This window comes from Arcobacter sp. L, assembly GCF_000284235.1.
Lineage (GTDB): Bacteria > Campylobacterota > Campylobacteria > Campylobacterales > Arcobacteraceae > Aliarcobacter > Aliarcobacter defluvii.
The window spans coordinates 1,393,996-1,408,560 of sequence record NC_017192.1; the positions used below are offsets into that span (position 1 = coordinate 1,393,996).

The following is a 14,565-nucleotide window of genomic DNA, read 5'->3' on the forward strand; positions in this document are numbered from 1 at the left end:
TAGATATTATATACTAATTTAAATAAGGACCATTTTAATGAATATTCCCCATATACCTGTTTTATATAATGAAACATTAGAAGCTTTCAAAGATATAAATGATGGTTATATAATAGATTGTACAACAGGTTTTGCAGGTCATAGTAGTGGATTGTTAAATCAGAATGAAAATATAAATTTAATTTGTAATGACCAAGATGACGAAGCTTTAGCTTTTAGTAAAAAAAGACTTGAATCTTTTAGTAATAGAGTCATTTTTAATAAAGGAAATTTTGAGCATGTTATTGAAACTTTCAAAGATTATGATATTAAAGGTATTTTAGCAGATATTGGAGTTTCATCTTTACAACTTGATAAACAAGATCGTGGTTTTGGGTTTGAGAGTGATACTTTAGATATGCGAATGAATCAAAATCAAAGTTTAGATGCAGCAACTGTAGTTAATACTTATTCTCAAGGTGAACTTGAAAGAATATTTAAAGATTATGGTGAAGTACGAGAGTATAAAAAAGTTGCATCAATCATAGTAAATAATAGACCTTTTCATAGTTCAAAAGAGCTAGCAGAATTTTTATCAAAAAAAATGTCAAAAGGAAAACTTCATCCTGCAACTTTGCCTTTCCAAGCAATTAGAATAGAAGTAAATGATGAATTAGGAGTTCTTGAAAGGCTTTTTGATTCTTTAGAAAAAGCAAAATTCAAAAATTGTATTGTTGCAATTATCTCTTTTCACTCTTTAGAAGATAGAATAGTAAAAAACTATTTTAAAAAATGGAGTAAATCTTGTATTTGTCCTGAAGGTGTTTTTAGATGTGAATGTGGAAATAATCATGCTTTAGGAAAAATTATTACAAAAAAACCTATAATTCCAACAGCACAAGAAATAAAACAAAACCCACGAAGTAGAAGTTCTAAATTAAGGATTTTCAAATTTGAATAGGATAACTGCAAAAAATGCTTTAATTATCGTATTTTCTATATTATTTTTAGCGATATTTATATATTTCCCAAAAATATATATAAGAAATAATATTTATTATACAAGTAAAGATATAAATAAATTATATGCTCATTATATTTCGCTTCAAGAAGAAAATACTTTCTTAGCACAGCAACTCGAAGATATGAAGTTTAAGAATCAAATTATGGATTCTTTATTATTTAATCCTCTAGATAAATTAAATAATAAAAATTTAAATACAATGGAAAATTCAAATGATAAAAGCGATGATTGAGTTTTCTTTAAGAAAACCTCTTTTAAACCATTTTATTCTTTTTTTTATTTTTCTTTTATCTGTTTTTTCATATTTGAAAATTCCAAAAGAAATTTTTCCACCATCAGCTAAAGATGCTGTTATAATAAATGGAGCGTACACAGGAGCTAGTTCTGAGTTACTTGATAAAATTGCAGTTGCTGAAATTGAAGATGAATTATTGAGTTTAAGTAGTGCAGATACAATTACATCAACTATTAAAAATGGAAGTTTTTCTATAAATGTTGATTTAAAAGATGGCTATAAATCAAAAGATATTTTAGATGATGTAAAAGATATTATTACAAAAGTTAAAACAAATTTACCTTCTGATATGGATGAACCAACTGTAAAAGCAGTTGAATTTGCTTTTCCTTTAATAACAGTTGCAGTTTACTCAAAAAATCACGATTCAAAAGAGTATTTAATTGAAGTTGCAAAAGAAGTAAAATCAAAAGTTATGCAACTAAAAGACCTATCTCAAGTTCAGGTTTTAGGTGAAAGTGATAAAGAACTTTTGATGATATTAGATGATGAAAAAATCAATGCTTATGGTTTTGAAAAAATTGCTGTAATAAATGCCATTTCATCTTTAAGTTCAATTTTTCCAATAGGAATGATAAAAGACACTTCAACACATTATTATTTATCTACATTTAATGGTGAAAAAGATGTAGAGAAAATCAAAAATACAATAATAAAAATTAATGGTAAATCAATTTATTTAAAAGATATCGCACAAATCAAATATGAGTTAGCTGATGTTTCTAATATCTCTCATTTTAATGGAAATACAAATATTGCAGTTTCAATAAATAAAGGTTTTCAAGGTGATGCTATTGAGTTAGTTAAACAAATAAAACAGATTACAAAAGATTTTGAAAAAAAATATGAAAATCTAAGATTTGATACATATATTGACACTTCCATTTGGATTAAAAATAGATTAAATACAGTTGTATCAAATATTATTTTTGGATTAATTTTACTTTGTATAGCTCTTTATTATTTTATTAATTTAAGAATTGCAATTGTTATTGCCATTGGTATTCCAACATCTTTTATGATAGGGTTAATTGGTGCAGAATATTTAGGATATAGCTTAAATATGCTTTCTCTTTTAGGAGCTTTAATTGCTCTTGGAATGTTAGTTGATGAAGCTATAGTTGTTGGAGAGAATATTTATCGGCATATGGAAATGGGAAAAGATAAATTTACTGCTGCAAGAGATGGTGCTTTAGAAATGTATCCAGCTGTTTTAACTGCAACTGCAACAACAATTTTTGCATTTTTACCAATCTTACTTATGAGTGGAGAAGTTGGAAAATTTATGCAGATTCTTCCAATAATGATAAGTATTTTGCTTTTGAGTTCTCTATTTGAAGCCTTTTTCTTTTTACCTTTACATGCAAAAGATATTTTAAAAGTAAATCATTCAGAAAAAAAATCCCATAAAATTTGGGATTTTAACTATAAACTTTATGGAAATATTTTAGAATTTTTATTAAAAGGTAAGTATATATCAATAATTTTGATGTTACTTTTAATAATCATTGGTTCAATTATGATATTTAAAACTCAAAAATTTAAATTTATGCCTGCTTTTGATTCAACGCAAGTTTATATAACAGGTTCTGTTGGGGTTGGTAAAAAGATAGAACAAACAGAAGAGATCGTTTTAGAATTAGAGAAAAAAATGTTAAATTCAATGGATTTTAAAAATAGTATTAGTTCAGTTAGTTCTGTAATTGGTATGAAATTAGATGGGAAAAATTTACCTCATTATGAAGAGTTTTATTTTCATGTATTTGTAAATTTACATGAACGTGCAGCTGATAATTTTTTTGAAAAATATATAAATCCATATTTATCCCCAAAATATGATGATTCAAATATGATAAGAACTGTAAGTGCTCAAGATATTGAAAGTGAATTAAAAAAGATTTTAGAAAAAGATGTGAAATCTGGAAAATTTGAAGAATTAAAAGTATTTGTACCTCAAACTGGAATTGTAAAAAATGATGTAGAAATAGCAGTTTCAGGTAAAAAAGAAGAGGTATTAAAAGCAGTTGAAAAACTAAAAAATAGTTTGCATGGTGTAAAAGGTGTTTCAAATATTGCTGATGATTCTATTATTGGAAATTATGAGTTGAAATTTAAAGTAAATAGTTATGGAAATAGTTTAGGAATTACTGAAGAGAATATTTTAAATCAATTAAGACCTTTTTATTTAAAAGCTTCATATTCAAAAATGTTTGATGATAGTGGACTTGTAGATATAGTTTTTGAAAGTTCGAAAAAAGATATTTTACAGAGCTTAGATAGTTTTACAATAAATACTTCAAATAATGAAAAAGTGTTATTAAAAGAAGTTGCAGATTTTATTAAAATTCCTTCATATTCACAAATTTTTAAAGAAAATAGTGAACAAATTATAAGTGTTACGGCATCTTTGACTAAAATTACATCTGCTGAATTATTTGAAGAAATTAATGATGAAATATCAGAATTACGAAAATCTGTAACAATTTCAATAAAAGGTGAACAAGAAGAAAATGAAAAAGTTCAAAGAGAAATGTCACAAGCAGCTGTTATTGCTATTGTTTTGATTTTTATGGCTCTTATTTGGATGTTTGATTCTATTGTTAAACCTTTGATTATATTAAGTACAATTCCTTTATCCATTTTAGGTGTTTTAATAGGACACTTAATTATGGATATTAATATAACAATGCCAAGTTTAATAGGAATGGTTGGACTTGCTGGAGTTATTGTTAATGATGGAATTATAATGATGGATTTTATTAAAAAAGCTAAAAATTTATCTGAATTAGTTGAATTTGCAAAAATGAGATTAAGACCAATTTTATTGACTTCAATTACAACAGTTTTAGGTCTTGCAAGTTTGATATTTTTTGCTTCAGGACAATCTTTGATACTTCAACCAATGGCTGTATCGTTAGGATTTGGTATTTTATGGGCAACAGTTTTAAATCTATATTTTGTGCCTATGATGTATAGAATAATTTATTTGAGAAAATTTTGAATATAAGCTTTAGAAATTTCTAAAGCTTATAGAACAGTTATTCCTAAAACTCTTCGTAAAATATTATTATCTTCATCAAAATCTTTTAATTCTTTTCCTGGTTCTAAAGTTGTAATAGTTGCTTTACCTATGATATTTCTATATTTTCTTCCTGAATTATCTTTTAACCTTACACTCCAAATATTATGAACAACTAAAGGTTCATTATCTTTAATCCCAACATAAAGCATAATATGACCTTTTAAATAGACTAAAGTTGAAAAAGGAACACCATACTCTTTCATAAACTCTTTTTTCTCTTTTATGCTCATTTTTGACATATCAAGATATTTTCCATTTGATGTTTGAGATTTTGAATTTCTATGTAAATATTTTCCAAATGGAACAAAAAAATCTTGAGTAAAACTAGAACAATCTCTATTATTTAATAATCCACCCCAACCATACGGTTCTTCTAAAAGTTGATTTAAAATTTTTACTCTATTTTCAGAAGTATATGCTATTGGCATAGCTTCAACTTCATCAACATTTAAATTTATATAAGAGATTATTGCTTTTTGATTATCATCTTTTTTTGCAATTAAAAATTTATCATCTTTTTTAGGAAAAATTGTAGCAACTTTTACATATTCTCTAAAAATTGGGTCATAAATAGGAAATTTTTCTTTTATACTAACATAATAATTAGTTGTTTTAAACTCTTTAATAAAATTATCATCTACAAAAGCAATTGAGCCAATTTCAACCCATCCTCCAACTGTACTTGATTCCATATAAGCCCAAGCTCTATCTTTTGATAAATGAGAAACAATAATTGGTGTATTGATTTTTATTAAAGAATTTTGATTGTAGTCAAATGGAAATCCTTCTCCTGGTTTTGTTGGATCGTAAAACATAGGTGAATTTGTTGGAAGAACTCTTACATTTGCATTTTTTAACATAATTGCTTTTTTAGGAAGAACATTATATTCATCAAAATTTGAATTTTCTATTTGTTTTTTAAACCATTCTTCTGTTGCAAGTCTATGATTTTCTAAATATACTTTTTTAAATTTATATGATTGTCCCCACATTGCTTCAATTTTTGGATATGAAACTTTTGAAGAATCCCAAGGTTTGAAATATTTAGTAAAATAATCATTTGTAGCTCTATTTTGGTCTAAAAAATTATCGTTTGCTTTTTTTGAAAGTTCAGCAATATCACTCTCTTTTGGAATAACAATAGGTTCTTTAATAGAACATGCAGTAAACAAAACAGTAATTAAGAAAATAAAAGATAATTGTTTAAAATTTCTTAACATATACATTTCCTTTAATAATTTTTTTTGTGATTGTATCATTTTATCATTAAAGCTAGTTGTAATATTTTTAATTTAGTAATTAATAGTTATAGTAAACAAAAACTTTGAGGGAATAGGGTGTATAAACTTTCTATAAATAAAGATTTGTTCGAAAAAGTATTATTAAAAAAGATTCATATTTTAGAAAAAGAGAATAATAATTATTGGAAAAAAGAGTTACTTGAACCTATTATAAAAGATGATAAATTAACATATACTATTAAACAAATAAATAAACTTCAAATTACAAATGGTTTAGGAAATGATAAACCTCAATTATTAATTGAATGTTTAAAAGTCGATTATTCTATTGAAAAAGGTTTATTTGAATTTCATTTAGGAAAAATTTTAGAACAGAAAAATATACCAGAAGTTGATGATGAAAAAGATATTTTAATAAAACAACTTTTAGATGAAAAAAAAGAGTTGATGAATATTTTGGAAGAGATAAAAAAGAGTAAGTTATTTAAAAACTAGAGTTTTAATTCTAGTTTTTAAATTTATTGAATTATTTGATGATTAAATCTGCTATTTCATTCATTGTTGCTTCAGTCATATCTTTTACTTGACCAATCATCAATGTTTTTTGAGCTCCACCATAAGTTCCATCTTGATAACCTTTTAAAGCAGCAACAAAATCAGCTTTTGTCATATCTTTGATGATTTTAGATTTACCTAAAGCAACTTTCTCTCCATTTGCACCATGACATACAACACATTTTGCATAAGGGTTTGCAAAAGCAACACATGCAGTTAATAAAGATGCAGCTATAACGATTTTTTTCATAAATAATCCTTTGTTTGTTAGATATTAGATTATATACTAAGATTGTTTAGAGTTTATTGACTTCAATCAAGATTTAAGATTTATAAAAAGAATAATTTAAAAATTATTCTTTTTATTTTGAAATAAGTTCTTTTTTTAGTTCTTCTTTATTGATTTTATTTTTATCAGAAGGAACAAGGGGTAAAGATTTTTTGTAGATTATTTTAGATGGAATCATATATGAGGCTAAATGTTTTTTTAGTTCAAATAAAATTTCACTACTACTTAATTCATTTTTTGCACTATAAACTAAAACAATCTCTTCTTCTATCTCATCATTTTCTATTGAAAATACTGCACATTTTTCAATATCTTTTAATTCTTTTTTTACAACTGATTCAATCTCATAAGGATTAACTCTATAACCTCTTGTTTTAATCATATCATCAAGTCTTGAAACAAAATATAAGTAGCCTTCTTCATCTTTATAAACAAAATCTCCGGTTTTTACAACGATTTCATCTGTTAATTGTCCTTCAAGATTTATTACATTTTTAAGTATTTGAATTGATTTAAATCTTTCAGCAGTCTCTTTTGGTGCATTCCAATAACCTTTGTAGATGTATCCACCTCTGTGAATTAATTCACCTGTAACTCTTGGTTTACATTCATTTCCATTTTCATCAATTACATATAATTCAACATCAGGAATAGCTTTTCCAATAGAATCAGGTCTTATTTTTAATTGACTTGGATCTAAATAAGTTGATCTAAATGCTTCTGTTAATCCATGCATTAAATAAAATTCTGCATTAATAAAATATTTTTCAATATCTTTAATCATTTTAGAAGTTACATTTCCACCAGAAGATGCAATAATTCTTACATTTTCAAGTAAAGATGGATTTGGAAGTCTAAATTCATCTTCATCAAACATTTCAGTTATATTTATAGGCATTAGTGAAATTACACTTACTTTATCATTGATTATATGATTAAAAAAATCTGTTGGTAAAACAAATCTATGTAAAGCTAAAGTTGCTCTTTTATATAAAGAACAAAAGATTTGATTTAATCCATAATCAAGATTAAAAAGTAATAATCCAGAAATAACATCATCTTCTTTTAGTTTTAGATATTGTGAAACAACTCTTGCACTATCGATTAGATTTCTATGTGAAATCACTATTCCTTTTGGTTTACCATTTAAACCAAATGAATAAGTAATAACAGCATTATCATGTCCACTTACATCACAAATATAAGGCTTTTTATAATATTTATAAATCTCTTCAAAAGAAGCTAAATCTTTATTTGTTGTTTCATAAGAGATGATTTTTCCATCAAATTTTATCTCTTCAATAGACTCAATTTTTATTTTATCAGTAATAATACATTTAATATCACAATCTTCAATGATATATTCTATTTGTTCTGGTTTTAAAAGTTTTGTTAATGGAACTAAAACATAGTTTGTTGATAAAATTGCAAGTATTGCTATAACTTGATTTATATCTTTATTTGAATAAATACCAATTCTACTACCTTTTGGTAAGTCTAATTCTGATAAATAAAGGGCTATTTGATTAACTTTAGTGAAAAGTTCACTATAAGTTAATTTTTCATTTCCATATATTAAAGCAACTTTTTGTGGATGAGAAATATTTGCATCTTCGATTAAAGTTCTAATACAATTTATTGACATAATTACCCCTTTTTATTGTTGTGTAATACCTAAAGTCCAAATATCATAGTTATAATCCATGATAATTGCTGGATGAATATCTGAATTTAAAATCTTTTTATAGAAGAAAGAGATAATATCTGTTGCTTCTTCAAAACTTAAAACTTTTGTGATACCACCAGTTAATACAATTGATTTTAGTAAATTTAACTTTAATTTTATATATAAAGGATGAGCATCACTTACTTTATATAAAACTAAGAAAATTGCTAGTTGCATTAAAACTTTTAAAGCTTTAGAAGAATCTTCATTGAAAATATTTTCTGTAACTTTTAAGTGTTCAAGTAATTCATAAACAAACTCGTTGTTTTTTGCTGCAAAAATTAGTGATTCTTTTGATTTATAAACTCCAAGTTTTTTAAATACAAGTCTATCATACTCATTTTCAGTAACCATATTATCCATTGATAAATCTTTTGAGTAGTGAATATCTGTTGTTGCTCCACCAATATCAATTAAAATAAATGGATTTACAACTGCAAATTTTGTATCAATAAGTGGTAATGTTTTATTTACGATGTAAGGTGTTGAATATATTTGATTTGAAGTTAATTCATAAAGGTGTTTTATATCTTCTTTCCCCATAATATCTGCTTGATAAAGGTTTGTTAAATACTCTTTTAATGGCTCTTCAACAACGTGAAGTTTATTATTTATAATATTATCAACAACTACTAAATTTTTGATTTTTTCTTTTAAATATTTTTCATCTTGTGTTGTTCCTGCAAAAACTACATTAGAATAATTTAAATTATCTAAGAAATTAAACAGTTTTTCATCAAATACATTTGAAATAGAATCAATTCCTCCAACAATAATAACAACATCAATTAAATCACTTGGGATTGAAGTTGTATCTATATCTTGATATAAAACTGTATTAATAATATTTATTCCAGAGTTATATGCAATATTTGTAGCAAATTTAAGTGAAAAAGAGTTTGTAACACCAATAATTAACGTAGTTAATCCACCATTAGCAGATGAACAAATAAATACTTCATCCTTTTTAAATTTAGAGATAATATCACCACATTTGCTAGTTAAATCATCAAATATATCTTTATTAAAATCTCTAAAATATTGATTTATATCGTTATTTGCACAAACTTTAAAGTATGTACTTCCAACATCTATTAATAATTTGTTTTGGCTCATTGCATAATTCCTATATCATGGATAATATCATTTACGATTGAAGAGGCATCTTTATTTAAATCACATTTTGATTTTTCATATTCAAAACATCTATCTGAAATTGGAAGTTTTCCTCTTTGAATAATTCTAATATTTTTGTTTTTATCTCTTACAGTTACAACTTCATTATGATTTATAATATGTGGAGAATAAGGAACGTCTATAATTCCAGCTTTTATACAGTTAAATACTTTTCTCCATAAAGTGTCAGCTTTGTCATTGAATACAGCTTCCATAATACTTCTTACTTCTTCTGTTAGGATTTCTTCTTCCATTTCATCTGTGATTGTAGGAATTCCATGTAACATTCCTAAAGTATATTGAGTATTTGCAACTGTTTTTGCATTTGATTCTCGAGTTGGAATACCAAAAGATTCATCTCTTGTTTTTGTAATAATTTTATCAGCTTTTACCATCATCGCAATTACTGTTGAAGTATTGATTAATGATTCACTATAATCTTTATTTGAAGGGAAAGCACCCATCCATTGGTGATATACTAGATTTATTCTAGCATCTGCACATCCAATTTGTTCTGCATAATATTTTGCCATTTTTCTTAATACATTTGCTGTTACAATATCTTGAATCATAGAACCACTTTGAGAAAATGATACCGAGAAAGATTTAACACCTTCTTCCAGTGATAAGAGCATTTCGCAAAGTTGAATAACAATAGTAATACAAGGTGGAACTAATGTTGCTGTTAAAGGTCCAAATGATTCTCTGTTGATTGGTTCATTTAGTTTTGAGTAGTTAGCACAGATTTTTTCAACATATTTCCAATACATAAATGCTTTATCAAGTGGAAAGTTTTTTGAGTATGGTAAAAGGTAAGTAATTGGACCACCTTCAATTTCAAAAATTCCAGATGCAAGTGCTGTTTCTATTAAAAGTCTAGCATCAGGTGTTCCATGTCTTAAAGAAATTGGTTTATCAAAATGAGTCATCATTTTTCTAGTTGTTCTATATCCATGATTTACAAGTGGATAACCATTTAACATATCAACTTCATTTTCTTCTGAAAGTTTTAACATCTTAGCACTTGTTGCATAGTCGTTTAATCTTGTATTTGAGTCAATTGTACATGGTAATACATCTACATTTGCACCAACAAAATATTCATATAAAGAGAACATTTTTTTATAAGTTGGGAAACCACCACGAGGTTGCACTAGCATTTTATTAGCATTTTTAAAGTGATGAGAAATAAATAAGTTTTTTGAAGCATTTTTTATAAACTCTTCAATTTCTGCAAAATCAAAATTATCTGCATATTTATTTTGAACTAATATATTTCTTTCTTCTTGCAGTAAACTCAATTTCTCTCCTTTAAATATTTTTCTAATTCATTAAGTCCAGTATTTAAATCAACTTGATGAAAAACTAAATCAAAACCATAGTTTTTGAATTTTGGAACAATAACACTAGCATCACCTTCACCAACTGCTAAATTTCCACCAAGCATAAATACTACATCTTTTAAATTTTTATATTTTGATTTTAAAACAGGAAGATCTCTACACCAACCCTCAGCTTCACCATTTAGGGAAGAGATTAATAACACATCGGCATTTGTTTCAATAACTGCATCTATAAACTCTTCAAGGTATGTATTAACACCAAGATTAAAAACCTCAAAACCTCTTGCTTGTAGTGATATATCAATTAGTCGATTTGCGACTACGTGAATATCATTACCTACTACTCCGATAACTACTTTCATGTTTTCTACCTAAATACTTTTATCTTTTACAAAGGGCGCAATTTTATCTAAAGAAGAGTTATATATTCTTTAGATATTATAAAAAACTAGTCTATTTTTTTAATAGAATATAAATTTTAGATATTCTATTAAAATATTTGTCTCAATAATGTTTATACTAAAAAGCTTTTTTTTCTTCAAAAAACTTTTTTTCTAAAGTATCAACTAATTCTTGAACTGAAGATACAGATTTTGAAAATTGAATTTTTTGTTCATCTTTTAAATCCAATTCAATTATTTTTTCTGCACCATTAATACCAAGCATAATTGGAACACCTGAAACAATATTGTTATAACCATATTCTCCTTCAAGCATAACAGCACAAGGACAAATTTTCTTTTTATCTTCCAAAATTGCTTCAATCATTAATGATGTTGAATAAGCAGGAGCATAATAAGCAGAACCAGTTTCAAGTAATTTTACAATTTGAGCCCCACCATTTTTTGTTTTATTTATAATATCTTCTATATCTTCTTCTGAAAGAAGAGTATTGAGTTTTACACCAGCAACTGTTGAAAAATCAGCGAGTGGAACCATAGAATCACCATGTCCACCCATAACTGAAGCTTCAATTTGTCCTTGTCCATAACCTAATTTTTCAAATATAAAATAACTCATTCTTGCACTATCTAAAATTCCTGCCATTCCAATAATCTTGTTTCTATTCCAATTTGATGCTTTAAGTGCCGCATAAACCATAGCATCAAGAGGATTTGAAACTATTATTACAATAGCATTTGGATTGTATTTTGTTATGCTATTCATAACAGAAGTCATAATTTTTGCATTTGTTATTAATAAGTCATCTCTTGTCATTCCTGGACGTCTAGCAATCCCTGCTGTAATAACTATTACATCACAATTTTTAAATTCTTCATCCTTTAGACAGGGCTTTGTAATAGTTTTACTTTTTGCTGCATTTGTAGCTTGTGAGATGTCAAGTGCCATAGCTTGAACTATATTTTCTCTTACATCTTTTAAAAGTAAAGTTGAGCAGATGTTTTTTGTGGCAAGAATAAAAGCTAGTGTTGCTCCAACATTTCCAACTCCTACGATTCCAACAGTTTTATTATTCAAAACAATCCTTTAAAATTTTTTGAATAAATTATAACAATTTAGCTCTTAGGCTTTATTTTTAATAGAAAGAAATTTTGAGATTTATAAAAGATTTTTGAAAAGTGTAAAAGAGAAGAAAATCTTCTCTTTTTTAATTATCCGATAATTGCGTTTAATGTTGCAGATGGTCTCATAGCAGCAGATGTTTTTGCATCATCTGGAAGATAATATCCACCCATATCAACAGCTTTTCCTTGACATTGTGTTAATTCTTTAACAATTTTTTCTTCATTTTCAGTCATTGCTTTTGCAATTGGAGTAAACTCAGCTTTTAAAGCTGCATCATCATTTTGAGCAGCTAATTCTTGAGCCCAGTACATAGCTAAATAGAAATGACTTCCTCTATTATCAATTTGTCCAATTTTTCTAGCAGGAGATTTATCATTGATTAAGAAAGTTCCTGTTGCTCTATCTAAAGTATCAGCTAAAACTTTTGCTTTTGGATTATTTTGAGTATTAGATAAATGTTCAAATGAAGCAGCAAGTGCCATAAATTCACCTAAAGAATCCCATCTTAAATAATCTTCTTCTTGGAATTGTTGAACATGTTTAGGTGCACTTCCTCCTGCACCAGTTTCAAATAATCCTCCACCTTGCATTAATGGAACGATTGATAACATTTTTGCAGATGTTCCTAATTCTAAAATTGGGAATAAGTCAGTGTTATAATCTCTTAAAATATTTCCAGTTACAGAAATAGTATCAAGTCCAGCTCTCATTCTTTCTAAAGATTTTTTAGTAGCATCAACAGGAGACATAATTGTAATATCTAAACCAGTAGTATCGTGAGTTGGTAAATATTTTTCAACTTTTTTAATCATTTGAGCATCGTGAGCTCTGTTTTTGTCTAACCAGAAAATAGCAGGTGTATTAGATAGTCTTGATCTTGTAACTGCTAATTTAATCCAATCTTGAATTGGTGCATCTTTAGTTTGGCACATTCTGAAAATATCACCGTTTTCAACATCAAATGAGAATACAGCGTTTCCATCTTTGTCAATAACTTTGATTTGACCATCTGCTTTTGCTTGGAAAGTTTTGTCATGTGAACCATATTCTTCAGCTTTTTGAGCCATTAATCCAACATTAGGAACAGTTCCAATAGTTGTAACATCTAATGCTCCATGCTCTTTACAATCATCAATTACAGCTTTAAAACTTGCAGCATATGCTCTATCTGGAATCATAGCAATTGTATCTTCTTCTTTATCAGAAGCATTCCACATTTTTCCACCACCTTTAATCATAGCAGGCATAGAAGCATCAATAATAACATCCGAAGGAACATGTAAGTTTGTAATTCCTTTTGCAGAGTTTACCATTGCAAGTCTTGGTTGTTTTGCATAAATTGCATCAATATCAGCTAAAATTTCAGCTTTTTTAGCTGCATCAATAGTTTCTAATTTTGAATATAAGTCACCTAAACCATTATTGAAATTTACACCCATTTCATCAAATAATGCACCATATTTAGCAATTAAATCTTTGAAATATACTTTTACAGCAAATCCAAACATAATTGGATCTGAATTTTTCATCATTGTAGCTTTTAAGTGTAAAGATAATAATACATCTTCTTGTTTAGCTCTTTCAATTGTTTTTGCATAAAAATCTTGTAATGCTTTAGCACTCATAACAGTTGCATCAATAATTTCACCTGCTAATACTTTTGTAGAAGCTTTTAATACAGTTTCAGCACCATTTTTGTCAAAGAAAGAGATTTTTAAATCATTTGCTTCATCAAAAGTTTTTGATACTTCAGAACCATAAAAGTCACCTGAATCCATACAAGCAACATCAGTTTTAGAATCTTTTGTCCATTTACCCATTCTATGAGGATTAGCTTTTGCGTAGTTTTTAACTGCACTTGGAGCTCTTCTGTCAGAATTTCCTTCTCTTAATACTGGATTAACAGCAGAACCTGTAATTTTTGAGTATCTAGCTGTAATTTCTTCACTAGCATCATAATTAGGTATGTTGTAACCTTTTGCTTGTAATTCTGCAATTGCAGCTTTTAGTTGAGGAATAGAAGCTGAAATATTTGGTAATTTAATAATATTAGCTTCAGGATCTTGTGTTAAAGCTCCAAGTTCTGCTAAATCATCACTGATTTTTTGTTCAGGTGTTAAGTTCTCAGGGAAGTTAGCTAAAATTCTTCCAGCTAAAGAAATATCTTTTGTAACCATTTCAATACCAGAACTTTTTGTAAAAGCTTTGATAATTGGTAAAAAAGAGTATGTTGCTAAAGCTGGAGCTTCATCAACTTTTGTGTAAATGATTTTTGACATATTTTTTCCTAAATTTGAATTTTAATGTTGGAGATATATTAGCTAGATT

At 26.8% G+C, this 14,565-nt stretch carries 12 protein-coding genes; 4 read left to right on the forward strand and 8 right to left on the reverse strand.

The window, feature by feature from the left end:
* Positions 1–37 precede the first annotated feature (37 nt).
* From rsmH to ABLL_RS07025, 3 genes are read left to right on the forward strand one after another with little or no spacing between them, the layout of a single operon-like run.
* A complete protein-coding gene (gene rsmH / locus ABLL_RS07015) occupies positions 38–940 on the forward strand; it encodes a 16S rRNA (cytosine(1402)-N(4))-methyltransferase RsmH (RefSeq protein ID WP_014474091.1) in 903 nt (300 codons plus the stop codon).
* Complete coding sequence (locus tag ABLL_RS07020; protein WP_014474092.1) at positions 933–1,235, forward strand: hypothetical protein; 303 nt, start codon at positions 933–935, stop codon at positions 1,233–1,235. The genes rsmH and ABLL_RS07020 overlap by 8 nt, the downstream gene beginning before the upstream one ends.
* Positions 1,216–4,299, forward strand: coding sequence for an efflux RND transporter permease subunit (locus tag ABLL_RS07025; protein ID WP_014474093.1), 3,084 nt, complete (start codon positions 1,216–1,218; stop codon positions 4,297–4,299). Before ABLL_RS07020 ends, ABLL_RS07025 begins: the two co-directional genes overlap by 20 nt.
* 26 nt (positions 4,300–4,325) lie before the next feature.
* Here the strand turns inward: ABLL_RS07025 and ABLL_RS07030 are convergent, their stop codons facing one another.
* Entirely contained in the window at positions 4,326–5,600 is a 1,275-nt protein-coding gene (locus ABLL_RS07030) for an SH3 domain-containing protein (RefSeq protein WP_014474094.1), read from the reverse strand.
* A gap of 144 nt (positions 5,601–5,744) precedes the next feature.
* On the opposite strand from ABLL_RS07030, the gene ABLL_RS07035 reads away from it, so the two are divergent.
* Complete coding sequence (locus ABLL_RS07035; RefSeq protein ID WP_173363176.1) at positions 5,745–6,116, forward strand: hypothetical protein; 372 nt, start codon at positions 5,745–5,747, stop codon at positions 6,114–6,116.
* Positions 6,117–6,147: 31 nt separating this feature from the next.
* Here the strand turns inward: ABLL_RS07035 and ABLL_RS07040 are convergent, their stop codons facing one another.
* From ABLL_RS07040 to ABLL_RS07070, 7 genes are all read right to left on the reverse strand, one after another.
* Positions 6,148–6,426, reverse strand: a complete 279-nt coding sequence (locus ABLL_RS07040; protein ID WP_014474096.1) for a cytochrome c — start codon at positions 6,424–6,426, stop codon at positions 6,148–6,150.
* Positions 6,427–6,538: 112 nt separating this feature from the next.
* On the reverse strand, positions 6,539–8,110 hold the full coding sequence (locus ABLL_RS07045) for an AMP-binding protein (protein WP_014474097.1): 1,572 nt from the start codon (positions 8,108–8,110) through the stop codon (positions 6,539–6,541).
* Between the two features lie 12 nt (positions 8,111–8,122).
* Complete coding sequence (locus ABLL_RS07050; RefSeq protein ID WP_014474098.1) at positions 8,123–9,307, reverse strand: glutamate mutase L; 1,185 nt, start codon at positions 9,305–9,307, stop codon at positions 8,123–8,125.
* Entirely contained in the window at positions 9,304–10,668 is a 1,365-nt protein-coding gene (locus tag ABLL_RS07055; protein WP_014474099.1) for a methylaspartate mutase, read from the reverse strand. The genes ABLL_RS07050 and ABLL_RS07055 overlap by 4 nt, the downstream gene beginning before the upstream one ends.
* Positions 10,665–11,072: a methylaspartate mutase subunit S gene (gene glmS, locus ABLL_RS07060; protein ID WP_014474100.1), complete on the reverse strand. Its 408-nt coding sequence runs from the start codon at positions 11,070–11,072 to the stop codon at positions 10,665–10,667. Before glmS ends, ABLL_RS07055 begins: the two co-directional genes overlap by 4 nt.
* 157 nt (positions 11,073–11,229) lie before the next feature.
* Positions 11,230–12,189 (reverse strand): malate dehydrogenase, encoded by a 960-nt coding sequence (locus ABLL_RS07065; protein ID WP_014474101.1) that lies wholly within the window; start codon positions 12,187–12,189, stop codon positions 11,230–11,232.
* A 134-nt stretch (positions 12,190–12,323) separates the two neighbouring features.
* Entirely contained in the window at positions 12,324–14,516 is a 2,193-nt protein-coding gene (locus tag ABLL_RS07070; RefSeq protein WP_014474102.1) for an NADP-dependent isocitrate dehydrogenase, read from the reverse strand.
* Positions 14,517–14,565 lie beyond the last annotated feature (49 nt).